18 protein-coding genes are annotated in these 17,463 nt (G+C 71.3%); 8 read left to right on the forward strand and 10 right to left on the reverse strand.

The genetic code is table 11. From position 1 onward, the window contains the following. Positions 1-66 precede the first annotated feature (66 nt). The 6 genes from ACZ7L5_RS32035 to ACZ7L5_RS32060 all read left to right on the forward strand — a co-directional run bounded on the left by ACZ7L5_RS32035 (position 67) and on the right by ACZ7L5_RS32060 (position 5,860). A complete protein-coding gene (locus tag ACZ7L5_RS32035) occupies positions 67-1,245 on the forward strand; it encodes a PP2C family protein-serine/threonine phosphatase (RefSeq protein ID WP_471521105.1) in 1,179 nt (392 codons plus the stop codon). A gap of 62 nt (positions 1,246-1,307) precedes the next feature. Continuing rightward, positions 1,308-2,207 carry an STAS domain-containing protein gene (locus tag ACZ7L5_RS32040; protein ID WP_471521107.1) on the forward strand — a complete coding sequence of 300 codons (900 nt, stop codon included), beginning with the start codon at positions 1,308-1,310 and terminating at the stop codon, positions 2,205-2,207. Further along, positions 2,204-2,626, forward strand: coding sequence for an STAS domain-containing protein (locus tag ACZ7L5_RS32045; protein WP_471521109.1), 423 nt, complete (start codon positions 2,204-2,206; stop codon positions 2,624-2,626). Before ACZ7L5_RS32040 ends, ACZ7L5_RS32045 begins: the two co-directional genes overlap by 4 nt. Next, positions 2,623-3,066: an anti-sigma regulatory factor gene (locus ACZ7L5_RS32050; protein WP_471521111.1), complete on the forward strand. Its 444-nt coding sequence runs from the start codon at positions 2,623-2,625 to the stop codon at positions 3,064-3,066. The genes ACZ7L5_RS32045 and ACZ7L5_RS32050 overlap by 4 nt, the downstream gene beginning before the upstream one ends. Further along, a complete protein-coding gene (locus ACZ7L5_RS32055) occupies positions 3,066-4,139 on the forward strand; it encodes a SpoIIE family protein phosphatase (protein WP_471521113.1) in 1,074 nt (357 codons plus the stop codon). Before ACZ7L5_RS32050 ends, ACZ7L5_RS32055 begins: the two co-directional genes overlap by 1 nt. Continuing rightward, positions 4,136-5,860, forward strand: a complete 1,725-nt coding sequence (locus ACZ7L5_RS32060) for a PP2C family protein-serine/threonine phosphatase (protein WP_471521115.1) — start codon at positions 4,136-4,138, stop codon at positions 5,858-5,860. Before ACZ7L5_RS32055 ends, ACZ7L5_RS32060 begins: the two co-directional genes overlap by 4 nt. A 27-nt stretch (positions 5,861-5,887) precedes the next feature. Here ACZ7L5_RS32060 and ACZ7L5_RS32065 read toward each other — a convergent pair whose 3' ends face one another. The 5 genes from ACZ7L5_RS32065 to ACZ7L5_RS32085 all read right to left on the reverse strand — a co-directional run bounded on the left by ACZ7L5_RS32065 (position 5,888) and on the right by ACZ7L5_RS32085 (position 9,139). Continuing rightward, a complete protein-coding gene (locus tag ACZ7L5_RS32065; RefSeq protein ID WP_471521117.1) occupies positions 5,888-6,388 on the reverse strand; it encodes a MarR family winged helix-turn-helix transcriptional regulator in 501 nt (166 codons plus the stop codon). A gap of 102 nt (positions 6,389-6,490) precedes the next feature. Further along, entirely contained in the window at positions 6,491-6,811 is a 321-nt protein-coding gene (locus ACZ7L5_RS32070) for a GYD domain-containing protein (protein WP_365065737.1), read from the reverse strand. 106 nt (positions 6,812-6,917) lie between these two features. Then, a complete protein-coding gene (locus ACZ7L5_RS32075; protein ID WP_471521119.1) occupies positions 6,918-7,481 on the reverse strand; it encodes a TetR/AcrR family transcriptional regulator in 564 nt (187 codons plus the stop codon). 16 nt (positions 7,482-7,497) lie between these two features. Beyond that, positions 7,498-8,931, reverse strand: coding sequence for an amidase (locus ACZ7L5_RS32080; protein ID WP_471521120.1), 1,434 nt, complete (start codon positions 8,929-8,931; stop codon positions 7,498-7,500). Continuing rightward, entirely contained in the window at positions 8,918-9,139 is a 222-nt protein-coding gene (locus ACZ7L5_RS32085) for a hypothetical protein (RefSeq protein ID WP_471521122.1), read from the reverse strand. Before ACZ7L5_RS32085 ends, ACZ7L5_RS32080 begins: the two co-directional genes overlap by 14 nt. A gap of 97 nt (positions 9,140-9,236) precedes the next feature. On the opposite strand from ACZ7L5_RS32085, the gene ACZ7L5_RS32090 reads away from it, so the two are divergent. Continuing rightward, positions 9,237-10,166, forward strand: coding sequence for an MBL fold metallo-hydrolase (locus tag ACZ7L5_RS32090; protein ID WP_471521124.1), 930 nt, complete (start codon positions 9,237-9,239; stop codon positions 10,164-10,166). Here ACZ7L5_RS32090 and ACZ7L5_RS32095 read toward each other — a convergent pair. Then, positions 10,143-11,198, reverse strand: a complete 1,056-nt coding sequence (locus tag ACZ7L5_RS32095; protein ID WP_471521126.1) for a zinc-dependent alcohol dehydrogenase — start codon at positions 11,196-11,198, stop codon at positions 10,143-10,145. The genes ACZ7L5_RS32090 and ACZ7L5_RS32095 overlap by 24 nt on opposite strands. A 115-nt stretch (positions 11,199-11,313) precedes the next feature. Between ACZ7L5_RS32095 and ACZ7L5_RS32100 the strand changes: the two genes are divergently transcribed. Next, positions 11,314-13,029 carry an IlvD/Edd family dehydratase gene (locus ACZ7L5_RS32100; protein WP_471521128.1) on the forward strand — a complete coding sequence of 572 codons (1,716 nt, stop codon included), beginning with the start codon at positions 11,314-11,316 and terminating at the stop codon, positions 13,027-13,029. An 84-nt stretch (positions 13,030-13,113) separates the two neighbouring features. On the opposite strand, the gene ACZ7L5_RS32105 is transcribed toward ACZ7L5_RS32100, so the two are convergent. The 4 genes from ACZ7L5_RS32105 to ACZ7L5_RS32120 all read right to left on the reverse strand — a co-directional run bounded on the left by ACZ7L5_RS32105 (position 13,114) and on the right by ACZ7L5_RS32120 (position 17,313). Further along, a complete protein-coding gene (locus tag ACZ7L5_RS32105) occupies positions 13,114-13,608 on the reverse strand; it encodes a peptidylprolyl isomerase (protein WP_471521129.1) in 495 nt (164 codons plus the stop codon). A 68-nt stretch (positions 13,609-13,676) separates the two neighbouring features. Next, positions 13,677-14,669: an alpha/beta fold hydrolase gene (locus ACZ7L5_RS32110; RefSeq protein WP_383243619.1), complete on the reverse strand. Its 993-nt coding sequence runs from the start codon at positions 14,667-14,669 to the stop codon at positions 13,677-13,679. A 292-nt stretch (positions 14,670-14,961) separates the two neighbouring features. Then, positions 14,962-15,651: a GAF and ANTAR domain-containing protein gene (locus ACZ7L5_RS32115; protein WP_363043296.1), complete on the reverse strand. Its 690-nt coding sequence runs from the start codon at positions 15,649-15,651 to the stop codon at positions 14,962-14,964. Between the two features lie 276 nt (positions 15,652-15,927). Further along, positions 15,928-17,313 carry an MFS transporter gene (locus ACZ7L5_RS32120; protein ID WP_471521131.1) on the reverse strand — a complete coding sequence of 462 codons (1,386 nt, stop codon included), beginning with the start codon at positions 17,311-17,313 and terminating at the stop codon, positions 15,928-15,930. Positions 17,314-17,463: the final 150 nt, after the last annotated feature.

Here is a 17,463-nt window from a genome sequence, read left to right on the forward strand (position 1 = left end):
CGGGCGGCGTCCGCGGCAGCGCGGGTCCAGCGCCGTCACTGTGACAAGAATGGCGTATCCAACATCGTGAACAGATTCGTGGCAGCCGAGCGGGCACTTCGCTCCGCGGCCCCGCACCAACTGGTGGACGCGGTCCGCGAAGTACTGTGCAACGACTACGCGGCGAAGACCGTCCAGCTCTACCTGGCCGACTACGGCCTCGCCACGCTCCAGGCCGTCCACACGGCTCCGAGCCCGCCCGAGTCGGTGCCCGCGTACGGCACGCCCGCCGGACGGGCCTTCGGGTCCCAGGAACCCTTCGTCGAGAAGCTGAACGACGGCCAGGTGCGCCTGCACCTGCCCGTGACCGTACGGGGTGACCGACTGGGCGTCCTGGCCGTTACGATGCCCTCGGCGGACCAGGCCGAGGAGTGCCTGGACGAACTGGCCGAGGTGGCGAAGGTGCTGGGGCACGAAGTGATCGTCGCCGACAGGGACACCGATCTGTACGTCCGGACGCGCCGCACCGACCGCCTCACCCTGGCGGCGGAGATGCAGTGGCAACTCCTGCCGGGCCGCTCCTGCACCCGCCCCGAGTACGCGGTCGGCGCCCAACTGGAACCCGCCTACGCGATCTTCGGCGACAACTTCGACTGGTCCGCCGACGCCGACCGCCTGATGATCTACATCACCAACGGCATGGGGGAGGGCATCGAGGCCTCCCTCCTGACCAACCTGGGCATCAACGCCCTGCGCAACGCACGCCGTGCGGGCCTGTCCATCGCGGACCAGGCCGCACTCGCCGACCAGGCCGTCTACGCCCAGTACCGCGGAGACGCCCACCTGTCCGTGCTCCTGCTCGACCTCGACCTGCACACCGGCAGGCTCCAGGTCGTCGACGCCGGCTCCCCGCAGATGCTGCGCCTGCGCGGCCGTACCGTCACCGCCGTCGAGTTCGATGCGCAGCTGCCCCTCGGCATGTTCGAGGAGACGGACTACGTCGCCCAGCAGGTCGTCGAAATGGAGCCCGGGGACCGGCTCATCCTCGCCAGCGACGGGGTGTACGCCGTCGCCGCGCCCGGTGGCGGTGAGCAGTACGGGGAGCGCGCTCTGGCCCGGGCCATCGTGTCCACCAGCCTGCTGCCCGCGGCCGAGGTCCCTCGTGCCGTCCTGAGGGAACTGGCCGGTCACCGCGGCACTCCCGTGCCCGACGACGATGCGCTCGTGGTCTGCCTGGACTGGTTCGGGCCTCGGCAGGCATCGTGACCGTACAGTCCGGCGCTCCCTGTGAGATCGGGGCGGCGCACACCATATGAGGAGGGAAGTACGTGCCGGAGCAGCAAACGGCAAAAGATCGGACCGATCCGGCCGAGGAGGTCGGGGACTTCCTGCGGCGACGCCGGGAGCAGATCGCGCAGCGCTGGGCCGACGCGGCGCTGTTCCGCACCGTGTTCACCGTCTCCCGGGACGAGGCGGTGGAAGCCGGCAGGGCCGTTGTGGAGGCGCTCGCCGCGGTGGCCGCGTCGGGGCGTATGGAGGACTCGGAGGCTGACGGGTTCACGGTCGTCCGCGAGCAGTTGGCGCGTACCGCGCACTCCCGGGCGCGGGCCGGCGCCACCCTCGGGCAGATCTCGGCCGAGATGGACGCGTTGCGGCCACCCGTCACCGACCTCCTGCTCGACGAGCTCTCCGACGCACCCGCCGAGCATGTCCGGGAGTGCACGACGGCCCTGACCGTCCTGATGGGCACCCTGCGTCTGGTGATGCAGGAGACGACCAAGGTCGCCGGGCAGGAGCTCATCAACCGCCAGCGGCTCGAACTGCTCGAAATCGCCACCCCCGTGATCAAGTTGTGGGAAGGCATCGTCGCCGTCCCGCTGATCGGCACGCTCGACAGTGCCCGCAGCCAGGTGGTGATGGAGACGCTCCTGGACGCCGTCGTCGAGCAGCACGCCCGCATCGCCATCCTGGACATCACCGGGGTCCCCACCGTGGACTCCCTGGTGGCGCAGCACCTGATGAAGACCGTGGCGGCGGCGCGCCTCATGGGAGCGGAGTGCATAGTCTCCGGAATCCGGCCGGCCATCGCGCAGACCATCGTCCACCTCGGCATCGACCTGAGCGATGTGCTGACCCGCGCCAGCCTCGCCGACGCCCTGGCCTACGCCCTCCAGCAGCAGGGGGCGCACATCGTGGCGAACCCCACATCGGCCGCGGAGCCGAGGTGACGGGCGTGTCCACCTTCCCGTACGAAGGTCATGTGCCCGTACTGAGGCTCGGCGGGGTCCTTCTGGTCACCCTCCAGGGCGACCTGTACGACAGCACGGCCGAACAGCTCCGGCAGGACATCGGCGAGACGGTCTCCGACAGCGCGGTCAACGGTGTGGTCATCGACCTGTCCGGGGTCGAGATCGTCGACTCCTTCATGGGCCGCGTGCTCAGTGACGTCGCGGCCATGACCAAGCTGCTGGCCGCTCAGACCGTGGTCGCGGGGATGCGTCCGGCGGTGGCCATCACCCTGGTGGAACTGGGTCTGACCCTGCCGGGGCTGCGCACCGCCCTCAACACCGAGGAGGCCATGCACCTGCTCGGGGCCGAGGTCTCGGTGCTGCCCCGCGGCGGGCGCCCACGCCGGGAGCGCCCGTGACCCACAGCACCGGCAGTGTCTCCGCCTTCCTGCCGATCCGCTCGGACCTCGATCTGGTGCGGGTGCGGCAGCATGTGCGGCAGATGACCGCCCAACTCGGGTTCGGCCTGGTCGAGCAGACCAAACTCGTCACGGCGGCCAGTGAGCTGGCGCGCAACGCCCTCGTGCACGGCGGCGGGGGACAGATGGAGTGCACGGAGGTGACCAGCGGCGCGATACAGGGGCTGCGTCTCGTCTTCAGCGACGAGGGTCCCGGTATCGACGACCTGGACCAGGCCCTCGGCGACGGCTACACATCCGGTGGAGGGCTCGGGATGGGGCTGGGCGGATCCCGGCGCCTGGTCCACGAGTTCTCCATCGACAGCAGCCGTGGCAACGGCACCAGCGTGACGGTGACGTCCTGGATCGCCGGGCCGCCCCGGCCGCGCGAGGCGCCCTGATGCCGCGCGTCTGGGAGGTGCCGGTGCACGACTCGACCCGCGTACGTGGCGTGCGCGTGGCGGCCGGGGCCGCGGCCCGCCGTGCCGGGCTCGCCGAGGACCGGGTCGCCGCCGCGGAGCTCGTGGCCACCGAACTCGCCACCAATCTGCTGAAGCACGCCGGTGGCGGACAGATACTGCTCGACCTCGTGGGTCCGTCCGTTCCGGCCTACGGCGACGAGCGGATCTCCATGATGCAGATCATGGCCGTCGACCACGGGCCGGGCATGCGCGACAGCGACGCGGCGTTGCGCGACGGCTACTCGACCGCCGCCTCCCTGGGCGCCGGTCTCGGCACTTGTCGGCGCACGGCCGACGACTTCGGCCTGCACAGCACACCCGGTCGGGGAACGATCGTCATGGCCAGGATCGGTCCCCGACCGGACCGGGACCCCGCCGGGCCGCACACCGGCGCGCTGCCGGTGCGGGCCGGGGGAGTCAACATCCCCCTCGCGGCAGCGGAGTTCTCCGGCGACGCCTGGACGTGCGTCCGGACGTCGGACCATGTGACGCTGATGCTGGCCGACGGCCTCGGCCACGGACCCCTGGCGGCCGACGCGTCCTCCGCCGCGGTGGACGCGGTGCGAACCGCGCCCCACCTGCCGCCGGCCGACCTGCTGCGGCGGCTGCACGGCGCCCTGCGCGACACCAGGGGGGCGGCCGCAGCCGTCGCCCAGCTCGACGTCACCGGCGGTCGGCTGTCCTTCGCCGGAGTGGGCAACGTGGGGGCCCGGCTGCACCGCGGCGACAGCTGGCGCGGGCTGGTTTCGCACCCCGGCATCGTCGGCGCCCACTTCCCCGCACACCTCCCTGCGCACCAGGAGACGTGGACCGACGACTGCCTCCTGGTTCTGCACAGTGACGGCCTGCCGAGCCGCTGGAGTCCCGGCCCGGCCGTTTGCGCCCCTACGTCCCTCGACCCCGCCGTGATCGCCGCGTCGATCGTGCGGGACGCCAGCAGCGCCGCCCGGCCGGTACGCGACGACACCGCCGTCGTCGTGCTGAGCCCCTGCCCTCCGGACCGCTCGTCATGACCCGTACCTGGTACGTCAGCAGCATCACCGACGCCGCGCAGGCCCGCATCGCCACGGCGCGGCTGGCCGCCGCGTGCGGAGTACCCCCCGTCGAGCGCACCCGCCTGGTCTCCGCGCTCACCGCACAGCTGAAGCAGTGCCTCACCAAGGGCGGTGACTGGCGGGTCGGCATGGCAGCGACCCTGTCACCCGGCGGGGGCGCCTTCAACGTCGAGGTGGCCCCGGCGAAGCGCCGCCCAGAGGACCTGCAGCCCCCGTGGCGCGCGTCCGTCCCCTGCGCCGAGGACGCGGACGTCTCCGGCGGCGAGCACGCGGCCGACGATCCGGCGACGCTCGCCGAGGCCCTGTTCGGCGCCGACGAGGACGCGGCCCTGCTGCTGGAGCGGCTCGACGAGCAGGAGGCGCTGGTCGCCGTCCACCGCGAGGAACTCCACCAGACCAACCAGGGCGTACTGGCCCTGCACGCCGACCTGGACGCCGCGGGCCGGGCGCAGCGCGAGCTGTTCGACGCCGAGCAGAAGGCCCGCAAGGAGGCGGAGAACGCCCGCGGCCGACTGACCTTCCTGGCGGATGCCAGCGCCGCACTGACGGCCTCCCTCAACCCCGAGGCCATCGTGCGGCTCCTGCCCGCCCTGCTGGTGCCGAGATACGCGCGCACCGTCGACGTCTGGTTGTTCGACGGGGTCGACGAAGCGGTGGGCAGCGGCCCCCATCCGGCCGCAGCCGTCCGCGCCGCCCGCCGCGGGCGCCCCCAGTACGCAGCCGACCACCCCGGCGGCCTGCCCGGCGTCGACGACCAGCCGCCCTCGGCCCTCGACCCCGGCCGGCCCCTCCTGTGCATCCCCCTGCTCACCCGCCGGACCTCTCAGGGCGTGCTCACCCTGTCGCCCCCCGATGAGCGGTGGGACGCGGACGACGCCATCATGCTCATCGAGCTGACCCGCAGGGCCAGCATCGCCCTGGAGAACGCCAGGCGCTTCGAGCACAACCGCGACATCGCCGAGACCCTGCAACGCGCCCTGCTGACCGACCTGCCCACCGCGGAGGGTCTGACCCTGGCTGCGCGTTACCTCCCGGCCACCCGGGGCCTCAACATCGGCGGTGACTGGTACGACGCGTTCCGCCAGCCCGACGGCAGCCTCATCACCGTCATAGGCGACGTCACCGGCCACGGGCTGCACGCCGCGGTGATGATGAGCCAGCTGCGCACCGCTCTGCGCGCCTACGCCGTCGACGGCAGCAGCCCCGGCCAACTCCTGACGCGACTGCACCTCTTCCTGCACCGTCTGCGCCTGGACCTGTACGCCACCGCGGTCATCGCGCGTTTCCACCCGGACGACCCCACACTCACCTGGGCCGCAGCCGGCCATCCGCCACCCGTGCTGCGCACCCCCGACGGTCAGGTGCACACGCTCGACGCCAAGCCCGGCGCGATGCTCGGCATCCCGCTGAAACAGGAGATCCGCGACCACACCGTGCCGCTCCCGCCCGGATCGACGCTGGCGCTGTACACCGACGGGCTCGTGGAACGGCGCGCCCACGGGATCGACCCCGGCATCCAGCGACTCACCGAGGTACTGGGCGACTTCCGCCCTGCGGAACTCGAAGACGAACTCGACGCATCGGCCGACCGGCTCCTGCACCCGCTGCTGCACGACTCCGAACACGACGACGACGTATGCCTGTTGCTGTGCCACGTGCACGGCGACGCGCAGCGGTAACGGGCGGCGGAGTCCTGAGCGGCGGGTTCAGTGTTCGGGCCCGGCGTCCGCGCCGGGTTCCGGTGCCGTTCTGGGGGCGCCGGGGAACGCGCCCTCGTCGAAGACGCGCAGCGCCTGTTCGAGCGGTGCGCGCTGTGCGGGAGGAACCCTGTCGAGAGTGGTGGCCAGCCGCATCGACAGCCGCTCGGTGACGTCCCCCAGGAACGTCCGCCCCTGCGCCGTCACCTCCAGGTGCACCTCACGCCGGTCGCCGGGATCCACGCATCGCCGGAGCAGCCCGGCGTTCTCGAGCCGGTCGCAGAGCCGGCTGGCGGTGGGCAGCCCGACCCGCAGATGCTCGGCCAGGGCGGTGACGTTGAGCGCCGGTCGACGGCGAACGGCCCGCAAGGCACGTATGTGGCGCGGCGGAAGCCGCGGACTGGTCTCCTCGACGGCCGAGAACCAGAGCGACACCAGGTTCTCCACGGCGTCGACGAGCTGCCGTCCGACGAGGTCGGGGGCGCTCTCGGGATCCGGCTCGCGGCCCATGAAGACTTCTCTCTCGGTCGACTCAGGCCTGTGCTCCATCAGTGTTGGGGCCTACCCGAAGCGCGGGAGAGTACACAGGTAAACCTTCACCCGTTCCGCGGCCTACTTGCCGGGAGCCCTGAAGGCGACCTGTCGCCGGGCCGCCTCGTCGATCTCTTCGAGGGTCAGCAGGGGAGTGGCCCGGGTGTGGAGGGCGCCACTGGCCTTCACGGCGAGGCTGGCGGCGGCCATGGAGACGGGATCGGGGAAGTCGATGATGCACACGAAGTCGTGCTCACCGAAGGCGAAGTACATGGCTTCGACGGTGCCGCCGAGTCCGCTGACGACCTGTTCGACAGCGGCGCGACGGCCGCTCGCGCCCTCCTTGAGCAGCCCCTTGGTGCCCTCGGGCGTGTAGGTCGCCTGGATGAGGTACTTCGGCATCGGGACGCTCCCTGACCATCGCTTGTCGGTGACAAGGACGGCCTTCCCGTCGTCACGGCGGCTGCCGCTCACCGCACGGGTGGATTCACTCGTTGGCGGCCGGACTTCACGCCCCTGCGCTGTCGGAAGTCGCCACCAGGTGACGGGCGTAGGAGGCGTCCAGCCCGTCCGGGCGGAAGAGGATGCGGTACATCAGGGGGGCGACGACGCGGTCGATCACCGCCTCGACGTCGGGAACGGCCTCCCCGCGCTCGACCGCGCGGCCCAGGATGACGGCGATCTGCTCGGCCGCGTAGTCCGAGCACTGACCGGCGTTGCTGCCGTCCGGGTCGCCGAGCAGGGCGTCGCGGATGTAGGCGCGGCCCGTGGGAGAGGCCATCTCGTCCAGGAACTGCTCGGCCCAGGCCGTCAGGTCGGAGAGCAGGTCACCGTGTTCCTCCGGCGCCGTCTCCGGGCGCAGGCGCTCGACGGCGACGTCCGACAGGAGTTCCTGGAGATCGCCCCAGCGGCGGTAGATCGTCGACGGCGTCACCCCCGCGCGCTGCGCGACGAGCGGCACGGTCAGGGCGTCCCGCCCCACCTCCGAGGCGAGTTCGCGCACCGCGGTGTGGACCGACTCCTGAACCCGGGCGCTGCGCCCGCCCGGGCGCACCATCTGTCTGCGAGCCATACGGGAATTGTATCCGCTAAAGCGAATCCTTGGCCTTAGCGGCTCCAGTGCCGACGGGTGCGACGGCGGCCACGCTCAGCTCGTACGCGTGCCCGACCCGCAGGAGCACGGCCTCCCCGAGGCCGCGCCTGAGGAGCTGCATGCCGATCGGCATCCCGGCGCCGTCGTTGCCGACGGGTAGGGACAGTGAGGGTATGCCCGTGATGTTGGCGGGGGCCGAGAGACGTACGTAGGCGTCGGAGACGCTCTCCACCGTGCCGTCGGACCACGTGACCGTCTCCTGGCCGGCCGGTACCGCGGTCGTCGGGACCGTCGGGGCGGCGATCACGTCGACCTGCTCCAGCAGCCGCGCCCACTCCCGCCGCATCAGGGCCCGGGCGCGCTGGGCGCGCAGATGGTCCCCGGCCGGCATCAGCTCGCCGGCTTCGAGGAGGATGCGTACGTCCGCCCCGTACAGGTCGGGCATCGCACGCAGCGTCCGCTCGTGACAGGCGGTGGCCTCCGGAACCATCAGGCCCCACTGCGTCGCCTGGATGTAGCGCGTCATCGGGATCTCGACCTCGACGAGCCGTGCGCCGAGCGTTTCCAGCCGGTCGATGGCCCGCCGGACCGCGGTCTCGACCTCCGGGTCGACGCGGTCGAAGTAGTAGTTGCGGGGTACTCCGACCCGCATCCCCGTCAGGTCCGCGCTCACCGCCCCCGACCCATAGGCACCCCGCCCGTAGTCCTCGGCGGGGACCGGCAGTGAGGCCGGGTCGCGGGGGTCGTGTCCGGCGAGGGCGGACAGGACCACGGCCGCGTCCGCCACCGCGCGCGTCAGGGGGCCGACGTGGTCCAGCGACCAGGACAGCGACGTCACGCCGTGGCGGGGGACCAGACCATACGTCGGCTTCAGGCCGACGACCCCGTTCAGTGCGGCGGGCACCCGGATCGACCCGCCGGTGTCGGTGCCCAGGGCGAAGGTCGCGGTACCGGCCGCCACGGCCACGGCCGACCCGCCGCTGGAGCCGCCCGCGACCCGCCCCCGGTTCCGGGCGTTGCGTGTCTGCGGGGTGGTCAGCCCGTAGGCGAACTCGTGCGTATGGGTCTTGCCGACGAGGATCGCACCCGCCGCCGTCAGGCGTGCGGCCACCGTGCTGTCGGAGTCGGCGCGGTGACCGGCCCGGACCCGGGAGCCGGCCGTGGTCGGCAGGCCCGCGACATCGATCAGGTCCTTCAGGCCCATGGGGATCCCGTGCAGCGTGCCCCGGAAACGGCCCGACGCCGCTTCACGCTCGGCCGCCATCGCCGACCGGCGCGCCTGCTCGGCCACCACCGTGACGTAGGCCCCCAGCTGCGGCTCGACCTCCGTGACGCGATCGAGGACGGAGTCGACCAGCTCGACCGGCGACAGCCGCCGCTGCCGTATCGCGTCGGACGCGGCGACGAGGGACAGCTCAGACGGCCGCATCGTGCTTCTCCTCTCCGGCTCGGTGGCGCGCATCGAAGGCGGAGGCGGGCGGGGTGTCGCCGAAGTCGAGTTCCCGCAGGACCGAGACGACGGAGTGGATGTGCCGGGCGGTGGCCGCCACCCCGGCGTGGCGGGCCTCGTCCAGGGGCAGCCCGGCGCGGGCGGCCCAGCGGGCTGCCTCCGGCGGCGTGAGTTCATCGGCGGACATGAAGCGGCTCCCGGTAAAAGCTAACGGTTTGCTTTAAGTGATCGTAGAGCCTAGCTTCGCTTAAAGCAAACCTGTTGCGTTTAGAAGGAGGGACCTCATGCGCAGGATCACTCACACACCAACGGCCGACGACGGGCCCGCCCCGGGCTCCATCCCCTCCTGGCTCGTGGGCGACCTCACCGTTCACCGCATCGACGAGGTCCTCCTGCCACCGGCGACCGGGCCCTGGCTGCTCCCCGATGCGACCACCGACGTGGTCTCACGGCACGACTGGCTGCGCCCCGACTTCGCCGACCACCAAGGCACCCTGCACCTCGACAGCCACAGCTTCGCCTTCGAAGCGGGCGGCCTGCGCGTGCTCGTCGACACCGGCATCGGCAACGGCAAGACGCGCGCGAACCCGGCCTGGCACAACCTGCGGACCGGCTACCTCGAGCACCTCACGGCCGCCGGATTCCCCCCGGACTCCGTAGACCTGGTCCTCCTCACGCACCTGCACACCGACCATGTCGGCTGGAACACCCGTGAGGTCGACGGCGAGTGGGTTCCCACCTTCCCCAACGCCCGCTACGTCACCTCCCGTACCGAGCGGGAGTTCTGGGTCGGGTACGACATGGACGAGCCGCGGCGGCACATGTTCGACGACTCCGTGATCCCGGTCGAGAAGGCGGGGCTGCTCGACCTCGTCGACGTCCGGCCCGAGGGCACCGACATCGCCCCCGGACTGCGGCTGCTCCCCACCCCAGGCCATACCCCCGGCCACATCGCCGTGCAGCTGACCGACAGCGGCACATCGGCCCTGATCACCGGCGACGCCCTCCATCACCCCGTCCAGTTCGCCCACCCCGCCATCGGCTCCTGCGTCGACATCGACCCGCGGCAGTCCGAGGAGTCGCGCCGCAAGCTGATCGGCTCCCTGGCCGGTACGGACACCCTCGTGCTGGGCACGCATTTCCCGCCGCCCACCGCGGGCCACGTGATCACACACGGGGACGGCTATCGGCTACGGCCGGTCCGAGCTGCCTGACGCGGCCGCGCCGGCACCGTCCAGACCGGGGTCCACATGGATCTTGGGGCCGGGCCCGGCGCCCTCCGGTCGCTCACCCGCGAGAACCGGGCCGACCTCGTCGAGAGTGACGGTCGCTGCGACGAGGGGCCTGGGGTCGACCGCTCCGGACGCATAGGCGCGGATGGCGGCGTCCAGGCCGGGCGAGGCAGACAGGATGCCCACCGCCGTCACGTCCCTGAGCACGAGCGCGCGAGTGTCGATCCTGCTCGGCTCACCGGCCAGCCCGATGTACACGACCCGGCCGGCCGGTTCGACCAACTCCAGTGCTTTCCCCGGCAGATGGGCCGCGTTCGTGGCATCGACGACCGCGTCGAAGGGCAGGTCCGGCAGGGACCCCTCGTCCCATACGTGTTCGAAGCCCAGGGCGTGGGCGAAGGCGGGGGAATGGCCGGGGCGATCCAGTAGGTGGACCTCCGCGCCGACCGCCCGAAGGAACATGGCGACCAGGAGACCGATGGTCCCGGGCCCCACGACGAGAGCACGGTCACCGGCGCGAGCCGCCGCGGCCTGTGCCGCGCGCAGGGCGTTGCCGCCCGGCTCGACGAGCGCGCCCAGTACCGCGTCGACCGAGTCGGGCAGCGCGCGCAACGAAAATTCAGGTACGGCGAGTTGCTCCGCCAGCGCCCCGGCCCGCGCGCCCCGGATGCCGACCTCCTGGCGCTTCTCGCACACATGCTGATGCCCGCGCAGACAGCGTCGGCAACTGCCGCAGCCCAGCATCGTGTCGCCCATGACGCGGCGCCCGGTCCAGGCCGGGTCGACGCCCTCGCCGACCGTCGCGACCCGCCCGGCCCACTCGTGACCCGGCCGCATCGGGTAGGAGGAGTGCCCTTGGTGGAGGTACGCCATGGCGCCGGTGAAGAACTCCATGTCGGTGCCGCACACGCCGACCCGCTCGACGTCGACGACGACTTCACCCGGTGCGGCAACCGGCGCCGGGAGGTCCTGGACCTCGTACGCGCCGGGCTCGGTCAGGACGAACGCGCGCATGAGCCGAGGGCGGTCGGGCCGTCCCCAACGGGGTCTGTCGAGCCGTCGTACGTCTGCGTACGCTCCATGGCGTTCCAGACTGTAGACCTCCGTACCGACTGCCGGAAGAGGTCCCATGGTGAGGCTGCGCAGCGCACAGTGGTACGCGGGACAGGACCGCAACGCCTACATCCACCGCGCGTGGATGCGCAGAGGCGTGCCCGGCGACGCGTTCACCGGTCGGCCGCAGATCGCCATCGCCAACTCGGCCTCGGACCTGGCCCCTTGCAACGCCCATCTCGACGAGGTCGCGTCGTCCGTGCGCGACGGCGTGTACGAGGCGGGCGGCATCCCGCTGGACCTGCCCGTGGTGTCCCTGGGCGAGACGAACGTGCGGCCGACCGCCATGCTCTGGCGCAACATGGCCGCCATGGCCACGGAGGAGATGCTGCGGGCCAACCCCATCGACGGAGTCGTCCTGCTGGGCGGCTGCGACAAGACCATCCCGTCGCTGCTCATGGCCGCCGCGTCGGTGGACCTGCCCGCCGTCGTCGTGCCCGGCGGTCCGATGCTGACCGGGACGTTCCGTGGTACGCCGCTGGGCTGCGGCACCGATGTCTGGCGGCTGTCGGAGGAGGTCCGTGCGGGCACGCTGTCGCAGGAGCAGTTCACCCGTTCCGAGTCGGCGATGATCCGCAGCCGCGGCCACTGCAACACCATGGGCACCGCCTCCACCATGGCCCTGGTGGCCGAGGCCCTCGGCACAGTCGTCCCCGGCGTGGCAGGGACTCCCGCCCCCGACAGCCGTCTGCTGGAGGCCGCGCACCACACCGGCCGACTCGTGGTCGACATGGTGGGCGCAGACCGCCGGCCGGGCACTTTCCTCACCAAGGCGTCCTTCCACAACGCGATCGTCGCGCTGGCCGCCATCGGAGGCTCGACCAACGCCGTCGTCCACCTCCTGGCCATCGCCGGCCGCCTGGGCATCAGCCTCTCCCTCGACGACTTCGACCGCATCGGCTCGCACGTACCGGTCCTGGTGGACCTCCAGCCGGCCGGCCGCTTCCTCATGGAGGACTTCCACCGCGCCGGCGGGCTCCTCGCCGTCCTGCGCGAGGTCCGCGACCTGCTCGACCCCGACGCCCTGACGGTCACCGGCGAGCCGTTGGCCGCCGCCCTCGACGATGCCCCGATCTGGGACAGCGAGGTCATCCGCACCCGCGCCGAACCACTGGTAGCCGAGGGTGGCATCGCCGTCCTGCGCGGCAACCTCGCACCCGACGGCGCCCTCGTCAAACCGGCCGCAGCCTCCCCGCACCTGCTGCGCCACCGGGGCCGGGCCGTCGTCTTCGACTCCATCGAGGACTTCCACGCCCGCATCGACGACCCCGGACTCGACGTGGACGCCGACTCCGTCCTCGTCCTGCGCGGCTGCGGTCCCAAGGGTTACCCGGGCATGCCCGAGGTCTCGAACATGCCCCTGCCGAAGAAACTTCTCGCACAGGGCGTCCGTGACATGGTCCGCGTCTGCGACGGCCGGATGAGCGGCACCGCATACGGCACGGTCGTCCTGCACGTGGCTCCAGAGGCCGCCGCCGGTGGCCCTCTCGCCCTCGTGCGCACCGGGGACTTCGTCACCCTGGACGTCGAAGCCCGCCGTATCGACATCGACGTACCCGACGACGAACTCGCCCGCAGAACCCCGAGCGAGGCCTCCGCCAAGGCCTACGCCAACCCACGGCGCGGCTGGGAACGCCTCTACGTCGACCACGTCCTCCAGGCCGACAGCGGCGCCGATCTCGACTTCCTCGTGGGCTCCAGCGGCTCGGACGTCAGCCGCGAATCGCACTGACCGCGGAAAAGACATCAGGTCCACCGGGCCCGCATGGTGCGGACCTGATGGACCTGATGGCACTGATGTGCGGCTGAGGCTGCGTCAGGCGACGATGCCGCAGTCCTCGACGACGATCTTCTTGGCCGTCGTGCCCGAGCGGCTGCCCAGGGCCTCGACCGCCTTGACGACGTCCTCGCCCTCGATGACCTCGCCGAAGACGACGTGCTTGCCGTCCAGCCACGGCGTCACCACGGTGGTGACGAAGAACTGCGAGCCGTTGGTGCCCGGGCCCGCGTTGGCCATGCTGAGCAGGAACGGCCTGTCGTGCTTCAGCTGGAAGTTCTCGTCGGCGAACGTCTCACCGTAGATGCTCTTGCCGCCGGTGCCGTTGCCCGCGGTGAAGTCACCGCCCTGCAGCATGAACTCCGGGATGACCCGGTGGAAGGGCGAACCCTTGTAGCCGTAACCGTTCTGGCCGGTCGCCAGCTCACGGAAGTTGCGCGCGGTCTTGGGCACGACATCGTCGTACAGCCGGAAGACGATGCGGCCGAGGTTCTCGCCATTAGCAGAAATACTGAAGAACACGTTCTCGCTCATGGCCCTGATTCTGCACAATCGACGCGGCCAGGTCGAACTGACCGGGCCGGACAGCTTCAGAACGTGCCTCAACCGCCCAGGAGGGGTGCCGAAAAGCGGCAATGCACGCGTTGGGCATGTGCGGGGTCGAGGGCGTTCAGGACGAGCTGGGCGGCGTTCGAGTCGTAGGCGATCGACAGGTGCTCGGAGCGGTCCTGGGGACAGACGTCCTGGAGAGTGATGTTGCGTACCGTCGCGCCCGGCCCCGCCGTCAGGAACTGGTTGTGGTACGGCGTGACGGCCTCGTCGTACCGGGTGGCGATGACGGTGTACGCGACGCCTCGTTGTGTGTCGCCGTCCCGGTCGAGCGTGGTGTTCACCCGGGACCCCACCATCTGGTCGGAGAACGCCTGCCCTGCCACGGCCGACACCGTCGGGTTGAGGCCGAGCGTGGTGGTGAGGGTGCCCAGACCGGACAGGGTCGTGCCGTGGTTGGACGGGGCCAGTCCGATGAGCCGGCGCACCTTGTTGTGCGACGGGCGTGCGGGGTTCGTGCCGCCCTCGAAGCGCAGGTACCAGCGGGGCAGCAGACCTCCGCCCTGGGAGTGCCCCACCAGGTCGACCTGGCGGGAACCCGTCGCCTTGAGGACTCGGTCGACGTAACGGGCGACCTCGCGGGCGGAGTCGGGGATGTGCCGCGTGCCCTTGAAGGGAACTCCCGGTGCCCCGCCGTAGTTGGGCGCGAAAACGCAGTACCCGGCCCTCTTCAGCTGGGGCGACAGCATGCTCCAGTTCGTGTGGGCGTTCGTGAGGGTCGCGTGCAGCAGGACGACCGGGCGGGGGTGGGCAGCGGTCGGCCGGCACTTCCAGTTGTTCGCCCCGGGCGGCGCGGCCTCCGGCTGGAGGGTTCCTCGGACGAAGGCGGCGGGGGCCGCGGTGATGCCTCCCTCCGGCGGGGTCGGACGGTCGGCCGCGACCGATGTGCCGGGCAGGCCGAGTGCCAGAGCTGTGACCGCGCCGGCGGTTGCCCACCAGGTGATCAGGCGGGAACGCGGCGCAGGCCGGACACGGCGATGGGACATTTCTTCCGCTCCTCGTCAGGGTCAGTCACAGCAGCTGACGATCAAGATCCTCAAGGAGCGGGCGCCCAGGTCACGGCCATTCCGCACCGGAAACCCCCGTTGGAGTGATGGCTTTCATTCGCGCGGCTCCGCCGCGTCCGGCGATCCCGGCAATCCTGCGGTCCGGCGCGTGCGTGAACGACGCGGAGATGGGCACTTGGCGTTGAGGCCGGGCTTAGCGGCGTACCCCTTGGGGGCTGGCCTGACCAGGCTCCTCTGGTTCAGACCTCGAGCCGGGGGAGCCGACCGCAGTTCAGGACAGACCGCCTCGCTCGCAGATCATGGCGGCGACCTCGCGGAGTTTGATGTTGTTCTTCTGCGAGTACCGGCGCAATATGTCGAACGCCTGTTCCTCTGTGAGGTTGTGGCTGCCCATGAGGATGCCCATGGCCTCGCCGATCATGTGGCGGGTGGCGACGGCGTTCTCCATCTGGGCATGCGCGCGGGCACTGGAGAACGCGACCGCGGCGTGCGAGGCCAGCAGCCAGCCGGCCAGCTCGCTGGCCTCGGTGAACGCGCCTCGCTTGCGGGAGTAGACGTTCAGTGCACCGAGATCTTCGTCCTCGGTGTACAGCAGGAAGCCCATCATGCTGCCCACCCCGAGTTCGTGGGCCTGAGGGCCGAAGGAGGGCCACTTCGGCTGGTCACTGGCGAAGTCCGGGATGCGGAACACCCGCTCGCCGTCCTTGGTGCGAGCGGCGTCGAAGCAGGGCCCCTCGCGCAGCCGCTCCTGGAGCTGGTCACTGCGGACGACCAGGTCCTCCGTGGGTGCCAGCGTCTGGACCTTCTTGCCGTGCAGCACGAGGATGCCGGCCGCTTCGCAGCCCTCCACCAGCTCGGTGGCCGACTTGGTGATCCGTTCGAGGGTGGCGTCGACCGACTCCTGGGCGAGCAGTTCCCGCGCCATCGAAGCCAGGTCCTGCGCGAACCGAGCCCAGTCCATCGCACCCGCCACCTCTCGGTCCGCCTCGGTGAGGCTGTGCACCCAGCATTCCACGTGGGGGTCGCTGAATGTCGGGACGGGTTTTGGGGGCCGGCCCCCTGGGGTGGAGGTGAGGTGAGGTCATCGGCGGAAGGATGTCGGTGCCGGTGAGCATCACGTCCGCGAGTTGTCACACCGTGTATGCGACCCTTGCTGAGGGTGACGCATCGCGGCTGGCTCATCGCGGCTGGCTCCCCGCCGACCTCGCCCACTGCTCGCCCGACAGCCCCAAGGCCCCTACGCCCTCCCGGACTTCCCCGGCACGCACAGCCACGCGAGGCCTGCGGCTGTGAGGTAGGCGAGTGCGCCGATGGCCATACCGGTGCGCAGCCCGGTGGTGTAGTTGGTGGCCGTCGCGAGCAGGCTGCCGCCGAGGGCCACTCCGGTGGCGCTGCCGATCTGGCGGGTGGTGTTGAACAGGGCGGAGGCGGTCCCCGAGTACGCGGGGGGTGCCGCGCCCATCACGGTGGCGGTCGAGCCGGTGAGGGCGAACGAGGTGCCGAATCCGGCGGCCATCATCGGCGCCACCAGCAGCGCGTATGCGGGATCGGCTCCGGCCGCGGCCCAGCCGGCCAGCCCCGCGGCGGCCAGGAGCATGCCGGAGATCACCAGTGGACGATCGCCCGTGCGGCGGGTCAGCCGCCCGGACAGGACGGACGCGAACATGGTCATCGCCACCGCAGGAAACAGTGCCAGCCCGGTACCGAGGGCGCTGAAGCCGCGCTGATGCTGGAAGTACAGGCTGGCCGTGAACACCATGCCGTAGAAGCCGAAGTTGAACAGCAGGCCGATGGCGGCTCCACCGCTCAATGTGCGAGAGCGCAGCAGGTTCAGCGGCAGGGCGGGGGTGCGGGCCAGCCGCTCGCGGACCACGAAGGCCGCGGCGGCCAGCAAGGCCAGGCCCACCCCTGCGAGCACCGCCGGGTCGGACCAGCCGCGCCGTCCGGCCTCGTTGAGTGACGCGGTCAGCAGCGCCACCGCGGCCACGACCGCGACCTGCGCCGGCCAGTCCAGGGCCCGGTCGGCACGCCGGGGCGAGCGCGCGACGTGACGCAGCGTCAGGGCCAGACAGGCCACGCCGACGGGCAGATTGATGAGGAACACCCAGCGCCAGCCCACCGTGGAGACGAGCAGCCCGCCCAGCAGCGGTCCGGCAGAAGCCGCGATGCCCGCCATCGACCCCCACAGCCCGAAGGCCCGTGATCGTGCGGCCGGCTCCGGGTAGGCCTGCTGGAGCAGCGCCAGCGAACCGGGCACGATCAGCGCCGCGCCCAACCCCTCCACCAGCCGGGCCGCCACGAGGAAGGCGGTGCTCGGCGCGAGCGCGCACGCGGCCGACGACACCGTGAACACCGCCACGCCCGAGCAGAAGACCCGGCGATTGCCCAGCCGGTCGCCCAGTGCCCCACCGGTCAGCAGGAAGCCGGCAAAGACCAGGGTGTACCCGTCGGTGATCCACTGGATGCCGGTCAGCGAGGCCGACAGCTCCCGGCCGATCACCGGCACGGCGACATTGAGCACCGTCACATCCAGGATCACCATGAAGTATCCGGCGCAGACCGCCAGCAACGGTGCCCAGGACCGACGCCCGACCCCCGGCGCAGACTGCTCCGCGAACGCCACGGCCCCAACTCCATCCCGTCCGCGGAGGCTCTGGATCAGCAGTCACACTAAGGGACATTTGGTCCATGTCGATGGAGCCAGGGTCTTGGCCGCGACCTCCGAGCCCGCACGCCACCGCTAGACTGCGCCCATGACGTACTTCTTCCACCT

The sequence above is a fragment of the Streptomyces sp. NPDC107528 genome (assembly GCF_055639295.1).